The following is a 15,671-nucleotide window of genomic DNA, read 5'->3' as shown; positions in this document are numbered from 1 at the left end:
CCGCCGCGCGGCGCGGGCGATCCGGTAGGTTCGCGCCCATGCCCGAGCAGACCACCTCCTCGATCGTGGTCGACGCCCCACCGGCTGCGGTGATGGCCGTGATCGCCGACTTCGAGGCCTACCCGCAGTGGGCCAAGGGCGTGAAGGTCGCCGAGGTGCGCGCCAGCCACGGCCCCGAGCAGGACGGGCGCGCCAAGGAGGTCTTCTTCTCCCTCGACGTCACCCCGATCAAGGACGAGTACACGCTGTCCTACACCTGGCACGGCGACCGCGAGGTCACCTGGACCCTGGTCGAGGGCAAGCTGCTGCGCGCGCTCGACGGCGCCTACGTGCTCGTCGACCGGGGCGGCTCGACCGAGGTCACCTACCGGCTCGCGCTCGACATCTCGATCCCGCTGATCGGCATGCTCAAGCGCAAGGGCGAGAAGGTGCTCATCGACACCGCCCTCAAGGGGCTCAAGCAGCGCGTCGAGTCGCTCGGCTGAGCCGGGCCCGACCCAGACCGAGCAGTCCCGTGCGCATCGTCCTGTTCACCGGCAAGGGCGGCGTGGGCAAGTCCACCGTCGCCGCCGGCACCGCCGCGCTCGCCGCCGCGGCGGGGCACCGCACGCTCGTGCTGTCGACCGACGCCGCCCACTCCCTGGGCGACGCGTTCGGGGTCGACGTCGGCTCCGAGCCCACCGAGGTCGCCGAGCGGCTGCACGTGCAGCAGGTCGACGCCCAGCTGCGCTTCGAGCAGTCGTGGGCCGAGGTGCAGGGCTACCTGCTCTCGGTGCTCGACGTCGCCGGGGTCGACCCGGTGGCCGCCGAGGAGCTGACCGTCATCCCCGGCGCAGAGGAGGTGCTGGCGCTGCTCGAGCTGCGGCTGCACGCGCTGTCGGGGGAGTGGGACGTCGTCGTCGTCGACTGCGCGCCCACCGCCGAGACGCTGCGGCTGCTGGCGCTGCCCGAGGCGCTCGGGTGGTACATGCAGCGGATCTTCCCGACCCAGCAGCGGGTGATGCGGGCGCTGCGGCCGGTGCTCGGCCGCGCCGCCGGCGTCCCCATGCCCGGCGGCGGGGTCTTCGAGGCCGTCGAGCGGCTGCACCACGAGCTCGGCGAGGTGCACGCGCTGCTCTCGGGACCCGACGCCGGCGTGCGCATCGTGCTGACGCCCGAGAGCGTCGTCCTGGCCGAGGCGCGACGCAGCCTCACCAGCCTCTCGCTGTTCGGCTACCGGGTCGACGGCGTCGTGGCCAACCGGGTCTTCCCGGCCGAGGGCGCCGACCCGTGGCGGGCGCGGTGGGTGCAGGCGCAGGACGCCGTGCTCGCCGAGGTGGCGCAGTCGTTCGCCGGGGTGCCGGTGTGGCGCTCGGAGTACCTGCCCGCCGAGCCGGTGGGCGTGACCGCGCTGCGCGACCTCGCCGCCGAGCTCTACGGCGACGACGACCCGCTCGCCGTGCCGCCCGGCGACGGGCCGTTCCGGGTCACCCGCACCACGAGCGGCGCCACCTTGCACCTCGCGCTGCCCCTCGTGACGCGCGACGAGGTCGACCTGGCCCGGCACGGCGACGAGCTGGTGGTGACCGTCGGGTCCTATCGTCGGCTGCTGACGCTGCCCGCCGGGCTGGCGCGGCTGCGCGTGGCCGGCGCCGGCGTCGACGACGGCGAGCTGCGGGTGCGGTTCCGCGAGGCGCCCGCGCAGGGCACGGCGAGGGGGACGGCGTGAGCGACGAGACCCCCGGGAGCGGCACCGACGGCGAGCACCCCGACGTCGGCAGCGTGGGCGAGGAGGCCGCCAAGCTGTTCGGCGCGCTCTCGACCTGGGCGCGCGACGCCGGCGGCGCCGACCTCGGCGCGGTGGCCGGTGCGATGGCGGGCTCGGTGTCCGAGCTCGGCGACCACGTCGCCACCGGCGCCGAGGAGTGCCGCTGGTGCCCGGTGTGCCGCGCCGTCCACGCCGTGCGCGAGCTGAACCCCGAGGTGCGCACGCACCTGACGAGCGCGGCGTCGTCGCTGCTGCAGGCGGCGTCCGAGCTGCTGGCCTCGCTGCCGCAGCCGACGCGGGAGCGACCCGCGGGCGCGGGCGAGGAGTCGGGGTTCGAGAAGATCGACCTCGACGGGGACGACCCCGACGAACACCCCCACGAACACCCCCACGACAGAGGAGCGACGTGATCGGACTGACCTGCGGCATCGACATCGGCGGCACCAAGATCGCCGGCGCCGTGGTCGACGAGCAGGGCACGGTGGTCGACGAGCACCGCGTGGTCTCGCCGGCGAACGACGCGCAGGCCATCGACGACGCCATCGCCGAGCTCGTGCTCGAGCTGGCGCGGCGCCACGAGATCGTCGCGGTCGGCGTCGGCGCGGCCGGCTACGTCGACGCCGGACGCCGCAAGGTCATGTTCGCGCCGAACATCGCCTGGCGCGACGAGGACCTCGGCGGCGAGCTCGAGGCGCGCGTCAACCTGCCCGTGGTGGTCGAGAACGACGCCAACGCCGCCGCCTGGGGCGAGTTCACCTTCGGCGCCGCGGCCGACGCCCACGACATGCTCATGGTCACCGTCGGCACCGGGGTCGGCGGCGGCATCGTGGCCAACGGCGAGCTCTACCGCGGCGCGTTCGGCGTCGCCGCCGAGATCGGCCACATGCGGGTCGTGCGCGGCGGGCGGCAGTGCGGTTGCGGCAACCTCGGCTGCCTGGAGCAGTACGCCAGCGGCTCGGCCCTCGTGCGCGGCACCCGCGCGCTGGCCGACCAGCCCGAGGCGGCCGCGCTGCTGGCGCGCGCCGGCGGCGACGTCGACGCCATCGACGGCCCCCTCATCACCGCCGCGGCGGCTGACGGCGACCCGTTCGCGATCTCCCGCGTCAGCGAGCTCGGCACCTGGCTCGGCGAGGCGGTGGCCTCGCTCGCCAACATCCTCGACCCCGGCTCGGTGGTCATCGGCGGCGGCGTCAGCGAGGCCGGCGACCTGCTGCTCGACCCGGTGCGCCGGGCCTTCGAGCAGCAGGTGATCGGCCGCGGCGTCCGCCCGCTGCTCGACGTCCGGGCCGCCTCGCTCGGCAACCGCGCCGGCGTCATCGGCGCCGCCGACCTGGCCCGTCGCTGACGCGCGGACGGGACCGGGCGGGCATGGGGGTCTACCTCGGCGTCGACGTCGGCGGCACGAAGGTGCTGGCCGGCGAGGTCGCGGCCGACGGCACGGTGGTGCGCACCGCCGAGCGCCGCACGCCCGGCCGCCGCGTCGAGGTGGCCGTCGTCGAGGACGCCCTCACCGAGGCGGTGCTCGAGGTCTCCGACGGCCGCTCGGTCGACGGCGTCGGGCTCGCCGCGGCCGGCTTCGTGGACGCCGCGGGCGAGCGCGTGCGCTTCGCCCCCCACCTGCCGTGGGCCGACGACCCGGTGCGCGAGCGGCTCGAGCAGCGCTGGGGCGTGCCGGTGAGGCTCGACAACGACGCCACCTGCGCCGCGCTCGCCGAGAGCCGCCTCGGGGCGGCGCGCGGGGCGTCGTCCGCGGTGATGGTGACGATGGGCACCGGCATCGGCGGCGGCATCGTGCTCGGCGGCGAGGTGTGGCGGGGGCAGCAGGGGATGGCCGGCGAGTTCGGGCACTCCCAGCTGGTGCCCGGCGGCCGGGCGTGCGAGTGCGGGCAGTCGGGCTGCTGGGAGCAGTACGCCTCGGGCAACGCGCTGGTGCGGTTCGCGCGCGAGCGGATGCGGGTGGAGCCGACGATGCTGCTCGAGCTGTGCGGCGGTCGTCCCGAGCGCCTGACCGGCCCGATGGTCTCCGCGGCGGCCGAGGACGGCGACCTCGTGGCGCGCCGCGCCTTCGCCACCGTGGGCGACTGGCTCGGCGTCGGGCTCGCCGGCGTGGTCGCCACCCTCGACCCCGAGGTGGTCGTCGTCGGCGGCGGCGTCTCGGCCGCGGGGGAGCGGCTGCTCGAGCCCGCCCGCGCCGCCCTCGCCCGCCGTCTCGTCGGCACCGGCCACCGCACCCCGCCGTCCCTCGTCGTCGCCGCCCTCGGCCCCGCCGCCGGCCTCGTCGGCGCCTCCCTCCTCGTCCGCCCCCTCGGGGGATAGTCCCGGACGTTTGCGGGGTCCAACGGCCGATTCGACCCCGCGAACGTCAGGGACTATCGCGACAGGTCGGCAGCGGTAGTCCCTGACGAAAATCAAGAGAATCCGGGCTCGGACCTTGATTTTCGTCAGGGACTATGGGCGGATGACCCGACCCACGTGGCGGGAATCGATCGAACGTGGGCGCCCCGAGCCGACGGGAACGGCACCACAGGGCGCACGGAGCGGAGGGGTGGCCCGGAGTGCCGGACCCCTCGCCGGCTCAGGTCGCGGCAGCGGAGGAGGCTGGCGCGAGGGGGCGGCACGGGGCCACCCCGCAGAGCGACCAGAGAGCTACAGCACCGCGCCGTCGTCGCCGGGGTCGCGGGGCTGGCGGTCCATCTTGACGACGAGGTAGACGAACCCGCCGACGAAGGCGGCGACGAGCAGGTAGGCGAGCAGGGCGGGGATGCCGATGCCGAGCACGAGGCAGCCGAGGAGGACGGCGGGGGAGCCGAAGACGCCGGCCCAGGCGGCCATGCGGTCGTGCGGCGGGGTGGGCAGCGGGGGCGGCGGCGGGGGGACGAAGCGGTCGGTGGTCCAGTCGGAGTCGACGAACTCGTCGTCCCACGAGCGGCGGGAGGCGTCGGGTGGGCCGTCGGGGGCGCGCTCGGGGTCACGGCGGACGACGGGCTGGGCCGGTTCAGACGGCTGGGACGGCTCGGACGGCTCGGACGGCGTGGCCGTCTCGGGCGCGGTGGACTGCGTCGGGTCAGCGTCGATCTGGGCACGGTCGCCGTAGTTGTCGACGATCGCGCGCCAGACCTCGTCGTCCTCGTCGCGCTGCCCCACCCGGTCGAGACTACGACCCGGCCACACGGGCCACGAAGGCAGCGCTCTCCTCGAAGATGGTGGGCGCGTCGTGGTCGAGGGTGGCCACGTGGAAGCTCTCGGGCAGGCTCACCTGGCGCACGTCGGTCGATCCGACGCGGTCGAGGATGATCGGGTGCGAGCGGTCGTCGACGACGTGGTCGACGGTCGAGCGGAAGACCAGCAGCGGCGCCGTCACCGACGGCAGCGCGGCGATGACCTCGGGCCAGGTGCTGCGGAAGGAGTCGAGCGCCCGCAGCGGGGTGCGCGGGTAGGCGTGCTCGCTGACGCCGGGCTTCTTGATGTCGTCGCCGATGGCCTTGAGCGACGGCACCAGGCGCTTGATCACCGGCAGCAGCTTGAGGTCGAGCCGCTTGGAGGCCAGCGCGGCGTTGACCACCATGACGCCGGCGACGCGGTCGGGGTGCTCGGCCGCGAGCCGCAGCACGATCGCCCCGCCCATCGACAGCCCGCCGAGGACGACGGCGTCGTGGTCGAGGCACAGCTGGTCGAAGACCCGCGTGGCCTCGCCGTACCAGTCGTCCCAGCGCAGGTCGTTGAGCTCCTCCCAGCTGGTGCCGTGCCCGGGCAGCCGCGGGACGACGACGCCGTAGCCGAGCGCGCCGAGGTGCTCGCCCCAGGGCCGCATCGAGACCGGCGAGCCGGTGAAGCCGTGGCTCAGCAGGACGGCGATCCGCCGCCCTCCGGTGAGCTCGGAGCGGGCGGGGATGATCAGGGGCGCGTGCAGGTCGTCGACCACGCCGGGTGATCATGCCGTATGCGCGAGCTGGACGCTGCAGGCCTGGCCGGGCGGGACGACCCGATGCTGCGCCACCACGTCGACGCCGCGGGGGTGACGCGGGCGTGGGCGGCCGGTGGCGCCACCGTCGTCGAGCACGCCGTGGCGTGGGGCGACTCGCCGCCGGGTGCGCTGGCGCTGCTCGGTCTCGGCCCGGCCGCCGACCTCGACCCGCTGCTGGCCGCCGTCGCCGGCGCCGGGGCCGACCCGTGGCGGCTGGTGGTCGAGCAGACCTCCGCGGACGCCGTCCCCGCGGCCTGGCGGTTCGCGCCGAGCCACGCCTGGCACTGGATGCTGACCCGCACCCCGCCCGCGCCCGACGGCGCCGCGGCCGACGTGGAGGTCGTCGAGGTGACCGGCCGCACCGCCGAGGTCGACGTCGTCCTCGACGCCGTGCAACGCACGTCGTTCGTCGGTGGCGCGAGCGCCGTCGAGACCTGGCTCGGCGTCGAGGGCCCGGACGGCGGCCTGCTCGCGGTGGGTGCGCTGGTGCGGCGTCCCGACGGCACCGGCCAGCTGCGCGGCATCACCACGCTGCCCGGCCACACCGGTCGCGGACTGGCCACGGCGGTCTCGGCCGCGCTCACCCGCCGCGCCCTCGAGCACGGCACCGGCGTCGCCACCCTTGGCGTCTTCACCGACAACGGGCGCGCGGTGCGGGTCTACGAGCGGCTCGGCTACCGCGTCGGGCACACCCTCGTCGCGGGCCGCACGGGTGAGCCGTCGGCCTGACCGGCCACGCGCCGCGACCCGGGGCACTACGCTGCACCGGTGTTCTACTGGTTCCTCAAGTGGATCGCCCTCGGGCCCCTGCTCCGCGTCGTGTTCCGCCCGCAGGTCGAGGGATCCGAGAGCGTCCCCGACGAGGGCGCCGCGATCCTGGCGAGCAACCACCTCTCCTACGCGGACTGGCTGTTCATGCCGCTCACGCTGCCCCGGCGCGTGACGTTCGTGGCGAAGGCGGAGTACTTCACGACCCCGGGCGTCAAGGGCCGGCTGCAGCGGCTGTTCTTCTCCGGCGCCGGCCAGGTGCCCATCGACCGCTCCGGCGCCGACGCGGCCGCCGGCGCGCTGATGTCGGCGAAGAAGGTGCTCGGCGAGGGCGGCCTGTTCGGCATCTACCCCGAGGGCACCCGCAGCCACGACGGCCGCCTCTACCGCGGCCGCACCGGCGTCGCCCGCCTCGCGCTCGAGACCGGTGTGCCCGTCATCCCGACCGCGGTCGTGGGCACCGACGTGGTGGCGCCGCCGGGCAAGAAGTTCGGCTCGTTCACGCGCCCCGTCGTCCGCTTCGGCAGGCCGCTGGACTTCTCGCGCTACGCCGGCATGGAGAACGACCGCTACATCCTGCGCGCGATCACCGACGAGATCATGTACGAGATCATGCGGCTCTCCGGCCAGGAGTACGTCGACAAGTACGCCGGGGTCGCCAAGGAGGAGGCCAAGCGGGCCGAGGCCGAGGCGAAGCGCCTCGAGAGCGAGGCCGAGACCGCCGAGGAACAGAAGAAGGCGTCCTGACCGACCCGGCGGACCGCGGATCGGACGGCGGATCGGACGGCGCCGGCCGCCGCGCCGCCCGGCTGGCGACCCGCCTGGCCGCCCGGCCCGACCGGCCGGCCGCCGTCCGCGCCGCCCTGGCCGTCGAGGGGCGGCTGTTCGCCGCGCTCGTGGTGCTCCGCGTCGTCGTGCTGGCCGCGGCCGTCGTGGTCTCGCTCGTCGCGGACGGCGGCGTCGGCGACTGGGACCGCCCGGTCGCCGGCGGCGTCCTGCTCGGCGTGATGACGCTGTGGACGGCGTTCGCCACCTGGGCCTACCGCGACGCCGGGCGCCGCGGCGTCGCGCTGCTCGTCGCCGACCTCGCCGTCGCGCTGGCGATGCTGGGCCTGACCCCGCTCGTCAAGGGCGACGGCTACGCCGCCACCATCCCGGGGTTCTGGGTGATGGGGGCGCTGCTGGCGTGGGGCGTGCGGTTCCGCGCCCCCGGCGGGCTGGTGGCCGGCGTCCTGCTGGCCGGCACCGACCTGCTGCTGCGCGAGACGGTCGTCGGCGCCAACTGGGCCAACGCGTTCCTGCTGCTCATCGGCGGGCCGATCGTCGGCTACGTGTGCGGTTCGTTGCAGCAGCTGACCGCCGAGCGCGACGAGGCGCAGCGCGCCGCCGCGACGGCGGCCGAGCGGGCGCGGCTGGCGCGCGTCGTCCACGACGGGGTGCTGCAGGTGCTGGCGCTGGTGCAGCGGCGTGGGGCCGAGATCGGCGGGGAGGCGGCCGAGCTGGGCCGTCTGGCCGGGGAGCAGGAGGAGGCGCTGCGCAGCCTGGTCCGCGCCCAGGACGGCCCGGACGGCGGGCCGGTCGGCACGCGCGACCTCGCCGAGGCGCTGACGCGGCTGGGCTCGCGGCCCGGGGTCGAGGTGGCGGTGCCCGGCCACGAGGTGCCGCTGCCCGCCCGCCGGGCCACCGAGGTGGTCGCGGTCGTCACCGAGGCGCTCGACAACGCCGCCCGCCACGCCCCCGGTGCGCGGGCCTGGGTGCTGCTCGAGGCCTGGGGTGGGACGGTGGAGGTGGTCGTCCGCGACGACGGGCCGGGCATCGCCGACGGCCGGCTCGAGGAGGCGGCGGCCCAGGGGCGGCTCGGCGTCAGCCAGTCGATCCGCGGCCGCGCCGCCGACCTGGGCGGCACCGCCGCGCTCACCACCGGCCCGACCGGAACCGTCTGGACCCTCACCGTGCCCGGAGGCGACGCATGACCATCCACACCTCCCACCCCTTCGCCACCCCCGACGACCCGCTGCGCCGGCTGCGCGGCCGGCTCGGCGGCGCCGTGACGCTGTGGACGGCGGGCGCCGGCCGCGACCGCGCCGGGCTCACCGTCACCTCGGTGATGCTCGCCCACGGCGAGCCCGCGCGGCTGCTCGCGCTGCTCGACCCGGACGCCGACCTCACCGACGCGCTCGTCGAGACCGGGCGGGGCGTCGTCCACACGCTCTCGGCGCAGCACCGCGACCTCGCCGACGCGTTCGCGGGCGTGGCGCCGGCGCCCGGCGGACCGTTCCGGCTGGCGGCCTTCGAGGACGCCGCCGGGTATGGGCCGCGGCTCGCCGACGCCGCGGCGTGGGCCGAGGTGCGGGTGGAGTCGACGGCCGAGGTGGGCTGGTCGCTGCTGGCCACCGTCGTGGTCGAGGCCGCGCACGTGGCCGAGGCCCACGCCGACGACCCGCCGCTGCTGCACCACCGCGGGCGCTACCGGCGGCTCGAGGAGAGGTAGTCGTGGGGCCGTCTAGGGTCGCGGCGTGAGCGAGGGCGAGACGCCGGTCCGGGTGATGGTGGTCGACGACCACCCGATGTGGCGCGACGCGGTCGAGCGCGACCTGCAGGCGGCCGGGCTGGACGTCGTCGCCGTGGCCGCCGACGGCGCGCAGGCGATCGCCCGGGCGCGCGCGGCGCGGCCGCAGGTCGTCGTCCTCGACCTGCAGATCCCCGAGCCGAACGGCGTGGAGGTCACCCGCACCGTGCTCGAGCACGACCCGTCGGCGCGGGTGCTGATCCTCTCGGCGTCCGGCGAGCACGCCGACGTCCTGGCGGCGGTCAAGGCGGGCGCCACCGGCTACCTGGTGAAGTCGGCCTCGCGCGAGGAGCTGCTCGACGCGGTGCGGCGGGTGGCGCGCGGCGACTCGGTCTTCACCCCGGGGCTGGCGGGCCTGGTGCTGGGGGAGTTCCGGCGGCTCAGCGGCGAGGGGGAGCCGGCCGACGACCGGCCCGCGCTCACCGACCGCGAGACCGAGGTGCTGCGCATGGTGGCCACCGGCATGTCGTACAAGCAGATCGCCGAGCAGCTGGTGATCTCGCACCGCACGGTGCAGAACCACGTGCAGAACACGCTGCGCAAGCTGCAGCTGCACAACCGCGTCGAGCTGACCCGCTACGTCATCGAGCAGGGCCTCGAGGTGACTGACGGTGACGGACGGTGACTGACGGTGACTGACGGTGGCTGAGGTCGTCGGATACCTGCGGCTGCTCGGACTGGACGCCGACCCCGCCGGCCTGCCGCCGACGCTCGACACGCTGCGCCGGGTGCACCGCGCGCACCTGCTCGCGCTGCCCTACGACAACCTCGACATCATGCTCGGCCGCCCACCGGCGGTGACGCCCGACGGGGCGCTCGCGCACGTCGTCCGCACCGGACGGGCGGGCTACTGCTTCGGCCACAACGGCACGCTCGAGGCGGTGCTGACCGCGCTCGGGTTCGACGTCGGGCGGCGGCACGGCCGGGCCTGGCTCGACCCGTCCCACCGGGCCTCGACCGACCTCAACCACCTCGCGCTCGTCGTCGGTGGCCTGCCGACGGCGGCCCACCCGGCCGGCACGTGGTGGGCCGACGTCGGGCTGGGCGAGGGCTTCCTCGAGCCGCTGCCGCTGCGGGCCGGCGCCTACGACGACGGTCCGCTGCGCTACCGCGTCGAGGAGGTGCGCGACGACGGCTGGGTCTTCGCGCACGACCCGCGGGGCTCCTTCGCCGGTGTCGAGACCCGCGACCTGCCGGTCGACGACGACGCCGTCGCCGCCGCCCACGCCGGCCTCGCGACGCCGCCCGAGGGGCGCTTCACCACCAAGCTCGTCGTGATCCGCCGACGTGCGGACGGCGTGGCCTGGCTGCGCGGGTGCGTGCGCGGCCGCATCGACGCGGCGGGCGTCGTCCACCGCGACGACCTCACCGACTGGACGACGTGGCGCGAGACCCTCGACGACCTCGGCCTCGCCGTGGCCGACGTCGAGCGCGACCACCCCGGCGACCTGCCGGCGCTGTTCGAGCGCTCGCTCGCCGCGCACCGTGCGTGGGACGCCGCCGGCCGCCCCTGACCCGGCTGCTCAGGCGTCGCCGCGGGCGGGGTGCGGGCGGCCGCCCGCGGGCGAGGCGTCGACGAGGTCGTGCTCGACGCCCCAGGTGCGCCGCAGCCGCTCCTCCTGCACGCGCTGGTAGCGCCGTCCGAGGGCGGCCCGCGGGGCCAGGGTGGCCGGCACCCGGTCGAGCGCGGCGTGGACGGCGCCCAGCACCGGCCCGACCACCCGCAGCGCTCCGGTGACGCGGGTTCGCGGGATGGCCAGCTCGTCGGAGATCTCGTCGCCGAGGAACAGCCGCTCGAGCCCGTGGACGACGGCCGGCGCACCCCGGCCCACCGAGCCGCGCAGCGCCGGCGGCAGCAGCCCCTCGATCTCGGCGACAAGGAACTCGCGGTTGATGCTGGCGACCAGCTCGCGGCAGAACTCGTCGACCGGTGGGCGGGTGAGCAGGTAGATCTCCTCCAGCCGCTCCTGGTCGGCCTCGTCGACCGGCAGCAGGTCGGCGCGGATGCCGAGCAGGTGGCCGAGGTAGCGCCAGCGGGCGTAGGACGCCGCCCGCTCGTGGGGCCGGAACGGCGCGCCGATCGCGCGCATGCCGCGCATCGGGATGAGCGCGAACTCGACCAGCGTGTAGGCGAGGTAGGCCTGGCTGATCGGCAGGCCCCAGGCGGGGAGGTCCCAGGCGGGCCGGCGCAGCAGGTCGGCGCGCACCAGGGCGTGGATCACCCGCACCCGCACGGTCAGCTCGAACCCCTCGCCGAAGCGGTCGAGGCCGCCCGGCCCGCTCACCGCGGCCAGCCACGAGGCGACCTCGATGGTGCGGGCGCCGGCGTTCTCGACGTAGCGGCCGGTCATCTCCAGCGGCCGCGACGCCGCCGAGTTCGCGTAGCCGCTGACCAGCGACGCCGCGCCCAGCACGATGCCCGACTGGCGCGTGTAGCGCGCGACGTGGCGGCTGTCGTGGTCGATGCGCTCGGCGTCGAGCCAGCCGGGGACGTCGTCGAGCTGGGCGAACAGCGCGCGCAGCGAGTCGGGCGCGTCGGGCACGGCGTCGATGCCCTCGCGGCAGGCGGTGCGCAGCAGCCGCATCGCGCGGCCGTGGCCGAGCCGCGGGACGTCGGCCACGAACGCGTCGGCCGGCGGGTCGCCGTCCCACATCGCGTCGAGGTAGGTCTCGGCGAAGGCGCCGAAGCGGCGGCGGGCGTCGTCGACGCGGCGCAGGGACGTCGGGACGCCGGGTCGCGTCGGGACCGTGGTGTCGGTCATGGAGCGAGGCTAGGCGCTGCGGCCGGGCCCGGCGCTAGGTTCGTCGTCGTGAGCGACGACGAGCCGGGCCTGCTCGACGTCGCCGACGAGCTGTACGCCCTGCCGCTGGGGGAGTTCACCCCCGCCCGCGACGCGCGCGCCAAGGCGCTGAAGGGCACCGACCTGGCCGCGCCGGTCAAGGCGCTGCGGAAGCCGTCGACGGCGGCGTGGGTCGTGAACCTGCTGGTGCGGCGCGAGGCCGCGCAGGTCGAGCAGGTGCTGGCGGTCGGGGCCGCGCTGCGCGAGGCGCAGCAGGGGATGTCGGGCGCCGAGCTGCGCGAGCTCACCCGCCAGCGGCGCCAGCTCACCGCCGCGGTCACCACGCGGGCGCGGGCGCTGGCGCGCGAGGAGGGGCTGCGGGTCACCGAGGCCGTCGCCGACCAGGTCGAGGCGACGCTCACGGCCGCGATGGTCTCCGAGGACTGCGGCCGCGCGGTGCGCAGCGGACTGCTCGTGGCCGCGCTCGCCACGACCGGGGTGGACGACGTCGACGTCGCCGCGGCGGTCGCGACGCCCGACGCGCTCGGCTTCGCCGCCCGCCCCACGACCGCCGCCGAGCCCGCCCGGCCCGACCTGCGCGTCGTCCCCGACGAGGACGCCGACGAGAAGGCGCGCGCCGCCGCGCAGGAGCGGCTCGAGGAGACCGAGGCCGAGCTGGCCGAGGCCACCGAGGCCCACGACGAGGCCACCGCACAGGTGGAGCAGCTCAAGGCCCGCCAGCTGCAGATCGAGTCGGAGATCGACGAGCTCAAGCGGAAGATCGCCGCGCTCGAGGAGACCTACGACGAGGTCGACGACGACCTCGGTGACGCCGAGGACGCGGTCGGCGAGGCCGCCGAGGCCCTCGAGGAGGCGACGTCCGCCCGGGACGCCGCGGCCGCCGTCCTCGACAACCTGTCGTCGTAGGCCGGCGGGGATAGTCCCTGACGTTCGAGGGGTCCGGACGGCGTCTGGACCCCTCAAACGTCCGGGACTACCGCACAGCCACCGCCCGATAGTCCCTGACGGAAATCAAGGATTCCGCGCCCGGAACCTTGATCGTCGTCAGGGACTACCGCCGCCGACCTATCGCGACCTATCGATCGCGGACGATGCCGAGGACGCGCTCGTCGATCCAGGTGAGGTCGTCGGCGACGCGCATCTCGTAGTTCTCGGTGCCGACCCAGGTGGTGAAGTCGGGGTGGCCCTGGCCGCGGGCGAAGGTCTCGAGCTCGTCGCGCAGGGCGTCGTCGACCGGCACCTTCTCCTCCTCGGTCGAGGCGACGAGGTAGAGGTGGTTGAGGTCGAGCAGGCGGGCCAGCTCGGGGATCGGCGCCTCGTGGTCGTCGACGCGCAGGTCGACCTCGATGTCGTCGCCGCCGTCGTAGCCGGCGCCGTCGCGCACCACCAGGATCGCGGCCGACTGCCGGCCGCGCTTGTCGCCCCCCGCCTCGTCGCCGGCCGCCAGCGCGTCGAGCAGCCGCCGCGAGAACGGGACGCCGGCGCCCGCCGTCCACGACGCGCGCATCGCCTCGACGACCTCCTCGCCCGCCAGGCAGTTGCCCTGAACGGCGAACCCCTCGCCTGTCTGGCCGCCGGCCCAGTCGATGCACGCCGAGCCGGTGTGGGACGCCGCGCCTCCGTCGACGTCGACCAGGCCGACCTGGCGGTGGTCGCGGCCGTCGTCCTCCTCGAGCAGGCGCTGCAGGGCGATCGCGGCGGTGGCGCCCTCGTCGAGGTGCGAGAGCGCGAGCCCCTTGTAGGCCACGTTGGCGTGCGCCTGCGTCGCGATCGCGCCCACCTGCGCCACCGCGGCCGGCACCACCGAGCCCACCGCGAGGAACTTCGAGGCCACCGCCACGCCCCACGCCTCGCCGTCGTCGGAGCGGGCCACGATCGAGAACGTCATGCCGCGACACTAGTGACGTGACGAGCCGACCCCGGGCGTGGGAGCGCACCGACGACGCCGTCGGGCACGGCGTCGGACGGCTCGCGCGCGGCGACGACGGCTGGCTCGCCCACGGCGTCGAGGTGCTCGCCGACGACGGCGGGGGCGGCGGGCCGGGCGCCTGCTGGTTCCGCGTCCGCCTGGACGACGGCTGGCTGACCCGCGAGGTCGACGTCCGCTGCCTGGCGGGCGACGGCGAGCGCATCCTCGCCCTGCGTGCCGACGACGACCGGCGCTGGACCCTCGACGGCCGCCCCCGCCCCGACCTCGACGGCTGCCTCGACGTCGACGTCGCCGCGACGCCGCTCACCAACACCTTCCCGATCCGCCGCCTCGCCGGTGGCAGCGGCCTCGCCGCGCTCGCCGTGGGGGAGCGGACGACGCTCGCCGTGGCCTGGGTCGACGTCCCGGCCCTCACCGTGGCCCGCGTCGAGCAGACCTACGAGCGGCTGGGCGAGCGGGCCTGGCGCTACCGCGACGACACCCACGGCGCCTTCGACCTCACCGTCGACGCCGACGGCGTGGTGGTCGACTACGAGGGCCTCGCGCGGCGGGTGGGCGGGTCGGACGGCGGGTGAGACGGCGGCGTCCGGAACCCGCTTGACCTCGACCACGCTCGAGGTCGCACGATGACGCGGTGCTGACGCGTCTCGGGTTCCCCGCGGTGGGCCGCCACCGCGCGTTCGTCTCGGCGCTGGCGATCGACGCGCTCGGCAGCGGCATCTGGATGCCGCTCTCGCTGCTGTACTTCCTGCGCACCACCGACGTCGGCCTGGTCGAGCTGGGCGTGGCGATGACGGTCGCCAACCTCGCCGTGATGCCGTTGGTGCCGCTCGTCGGCCGGCTCGTCGACACCGTCGGCGCCAAGCAGGTGCTGCAGGCCGCGAACCTGCTGCAGGCCGGAGCGTTCGCCGTCTACCCCTGGTGCGACTCGGTCGGCCTGATCGGCGTCGCGGTCGGCGTCGCGACGCTCGGCCGCACGATGTTCTGGGGTGCGAACGGCCCGCTGGTCACCCAGATCGCGGCTCCGGGCGAGCGCGAGGTGTGGTTCGGGTTCGTGCAGGCGCTGCGCAACGCCGGGTACGGCGTCGGCGGCCTGCTCTCGAGCGTGGCGCTCACCGTCGGCACCGGGCTCGCCTTCGACGCCGTCGTGTGGGCCAACGCGGCGTCGTACCTGCTCGCCTTCGCCCTCATGAGCCGGGTGGACGCCGGCGGCCGGCCCGCCCGGGGCAGCCTGCCGCGGCGCAGCGGGTTCGCCGTGGTGGCGCGCGACCGCGGCTACCGGCTGCTGGTGCTCGCGATCTTCCTCTACGCGATGGTCGAGATGACCCTCAACGTCACGATGCCGGTCTACTTCGCCGACCTGCTGGGGCTGCCGGGCTGGGTGCCGGGCGCGGTGTTCGTGGTCAACACGGTGCTGATCGGCCTCGGGCAGGGGCTGGCGGTGCGCTCGATGACCGGCCGGGTGCGCTACCGCGTCGTGCTCGGCGCGATCGGCTTCACGGCGTCCTCGTTCGTGATGATGCTCGCCGCCGACGCGCTCTCGGTCGGCCTGGCCACCGCCGTCGTCCTGGCCGCCGCGGTGGTCTACACCGTCGGCGAGCTGGTCGCCGGGCCCGTGCTGTCGGCGCTGTCGGCCGAGGCGGCGCCCGACGCCCACCGCGGCACCTACATGTCGGTCGTGCAGCTGGGCTGGAACCTCTCCGGCGCCCTCGCGCCGCTGGCCTACACCGCGCTGCTCGCGGCCGGCCCGCTCGCCGCGTGGGGCGGCCCGCTCGCGCTGTGCGGGCTGTGGGCGCTGGTGGTGCTGGCGCTGGCCCGCGTGCTGCCGCGCGCCTCGACCCGGGTCACCAACGCCGCCGAGGAGTCGCTGACGGTCTGAGCGGGCACGCTCG

The 15,671-nt window shown here is 75.8% G+C and carries 18 protein-coding genes; 14 read left to right on the top strand and 4 right to left on the bottom strand.

Annotation, left to right across the window (positions count from 1 at the left end; all coding sequences use genetic code 11):
- The first annotated feature begins 38 nt into the window (after positions 1-38).
- The 5 genes from ABEA04_RS15060 to ABEA04_RS15040 are packed head-to-tail and all read left to right on the top strand — an operon-like array spanning position 39 to position 4,063.
- Positions 39-485, top strand: a complete 447-nt coding sequence (locus ABEA04_RS15060; protein ID WP_345460106.1) for an SRPBCC family protein — start codon at positions 39-41, stop codon at positions 483-485.
- A 29-nt stretch (positions 486-514) separates the two neighbouring features.
- Positions 515-1,708: an ArsA family ATPase gene (locus ABEA04_RS15055; protein WP_345460103.1), complete on the top strand. Its 1,194-nt coding sequence runs from the start codon at positions 515-517 to the stop codon at positions 1,706-1,708.
- Positions 1,705-2,157 (top strand): hypothetical protein, encoded by a 453-nt coding sequence (locus tag ABEA04_RS15050; RefSeq protein WP_345460100.1) that lies wholly within the window; start codon positions 1,705-1,707, stop codon positions 2,155-2,157. Before ABEA04_RS15055 ends, ABEA04_RS15050 begins: the two co-directional genes overlap by 4 nt.
- Positions 2,154-3,092: an ROK family glucokinase gene (locus ABEA04_RS15045; RefSeq protein ID WP_345460098.1), complete on the top strand. Its 939-nt coding sequence runs from the start codon at positions 2,154-2,156 to the stop codon at positions 3,090-3,092. Before ABEA04_RS15050 ends, ABEA04_RS15045 begins: the two co-directional genes overlap by 4 nt.
- Positions 3,093-3,115: 23 nt before the next feature.
- Positions 3,116-4,063 (top strand): ROK family protein, encoded by a 948-nt coding sequence (locus ABEA04_RS15040; RefSeq protein ID WP_345460096.1) that lies wholly within the window; start codon positions 3,116-3,118, stop codon positions 4,061-4,063.
- Between the two features lie 330 nt (positions 4,064-4,393).
- On the opposite strand, the gene ABEA04_RS15035 is transcribed toward ABEA04_RS15040, so the two are convergent.
- Both ABEA04_RS15035 and ABEA04_RS15030 read right to left on the bottom strand, forming a co-directional pair.
- Positions 4,394-4,891, bottom strand: coding sequence for a hypothetical protein (locus ABEA04_RS15035; RefSeq protein ID WP_345460094.1), 498 nt, complete (start codon positions 4,889-4,891; stop codon positions 4,394-4,396).
- A 10-nt stretch (positions 4,892-4,901) separates the two neighbouring features.
- Positions 4,902-5,669, bottom strand: coding sequence for an alpha/beta hydrolase (locus ABEA04_RS15030; protein WP_345460092.1), 768 nt, complete (start codon positions 5,667-5,669; stop codon positions 4,902-4,904).
- 18 nt (positions 5,670-5,687) lie between these two features.
- Here ABEA04_RS15030 and ABEA04_RS15025 point away from each other — a divergent pair, with 18 nt between their 5' ends.
- The 6 genes from ABEA04_RS15025 to ABEA04_RS15000 all read left to right on the top strand — a co-directional run bounded on the left by ABEA04_RS15025 (position 5,688) and on the right by ABEA04_RS15000 (position 10,562).
- The gene (locus ABEA04_RS15025) at positions 5,688-6,440 is read left to right on the top strand and encodes a GNAT family N-acetyltransferase (protein ID WP_345460089.1); all 753 of its coding nucleotides are present in this window, start codon (positions 5,688-5,690) and stop codon (positions 6,438-6,440) included.
- Between the two features lie 39 nt (positions 6,441-6,479).
- Positions 6,480-7,226, top strand: coding sequence for a lysophospholipid acyltransferase family protein (locus tag ABEA04_RS15020; protein WP_345460086.1), 747 nt, complete (start codon positions 6,480-6,482; stop codon positions 7,224-7,226).
- 62 nt (positions 7,227-7,288) lie between these two features.
- Positions 7,289-8,452, top strand: a complete 1,164-nt coding sequence (gene macS, locus ABEA04_RS15015; protein WP_345460373.1) for a MacS family sensor histidine kinase — start codon at positions 7,289-7,291, stop codon at positions 8,450-8,452.
- A complete protein-coding gene (locus ABEA04_RS15010) occupies positions 8,449-8,970 on the top strand; it encodes a flavin reductase family protein (protein ID WP_345460083.1) in 522 nt (173 codons plus the stop codon). The genes macS and ABEA04_RS15010 overlap by 4 nt, the downstream gene beginning before the upstream one ends.
- Before the next feature lie 55 nt (positions 8,971-9,025).
- Positions 9,026-9,673 carry a response regulator gene (locus ABEA04_RS15005; protein WP_345460370.1) on the top strand — a complete coding sequence of 216 codons (648 nt, stop codon included), beginning with the start codon at positions 9,026-9,028 and terminating at the stop codon, positions 9,671-9,673.
- 16 nt (positions 9,674-9,689) lie between these two features.
- Entirely contained in the window at positions 9,690-10,562 is an 873-nt protein-coding gene (locus ABEA04_RS15000) for an arylamine N-acetyltransferase family protein (protein WP_345460080.1), read from the top strand.
- A 9-nt stretch (positions 10,563-10,571) separates the two neighbouring features.
- Here ABEA04_RS15000 and ABEA04_RS14995 read toward each other — a convergent pair whose 3' ends face one another.
- Entirely contained in the window at positions 10,572-11,810 is a 1,239-nt protein-coding gene (locus ABEA04_RS14995; protein ID WP_345460077.1) for an oxygenase MpaB family protein, read from the bottom strand.
- 48 nt (positions 11,811-11,858) lie between these two features.
- On the opposite strand from ABEA04_RS14995, the gene ABEA04_RS14990 reads away from it, so the two are divergent.
- Entirely contained in the window at positions 11,859-12,755 is an 897-nt protein-coding gene (locus ABEA04_RS14990) for a hypothetical protein (protein ID WP_345460075.1), read from the top strand.
- A 169-nt stretch (positions 12,756-12,924) separates the two neighbouring features.
- Here ABEA04_RS14990 and ABEA04_RS14985 read toward each other — a convergent pair whose 3' ends face one another.
- Positions 12,925-13,737 (bottom strand): DUF1028 domain-containing protein, encoded by an 813-nt coding sequence (locus ABEA04_RS14985; RefSeq protein WP_345460072.1) that lies wholly within the window; start codon positions 13,735-13,737, stop codon positions 12,925-12,927.
- Positions 13,738-13,754: 17 nt separating this feature from the next.
- Between ABEA04_RS14985 and ABEA04_RS14980 the strand changes: the two genes are divergently transcribed.
- Both ABEA04_RS14980 and ABEA04_RS14975 read left to right on the top strand, forming a co-directional pair.
- The gene (locus ABEA04_RS14980; RefSeq protein WP_345460069.1) at positions 13,755-14,354 is read left to right on the top strand and encodes a putative glycolipid-binding domain-containing protein; all 600 of its coding nucleotides are present in this window, start codon (positions 13,755-13,757) and stop codon (positions 14,352-14,354) included.
- Between the two features lie 59 nt (positions 14,355-14,413).
- On the top strand, positions 14,414-15,658 hold the full coding sequence (locus ABEA04_RS14975; protein ID WP_345460066.1) for an MFS transporter: 1,245 nt from the start codon (positions 14,414-14,416) through the stop codon (positions 15,656-15,658).
- Positions 15,659-15,671: the final 13 nt, after the last annotated feature.

Origin of the sequence: Nocardioides marinquilinus (assembly GCF_039543705.1) — a bacterium.
Classification (GTDB): Bacteria; Actinomycetota; Actinomycetes; order Propionibacteriales; family Nocardioidaceae; genus Nocardioides; species Nocardioides marinquilinus.
The sequence above is the reverse complement of the archived record's forward strand: the minus strand, read 5'-3'. Positions and strand labels throughout refer to the sequence as shown.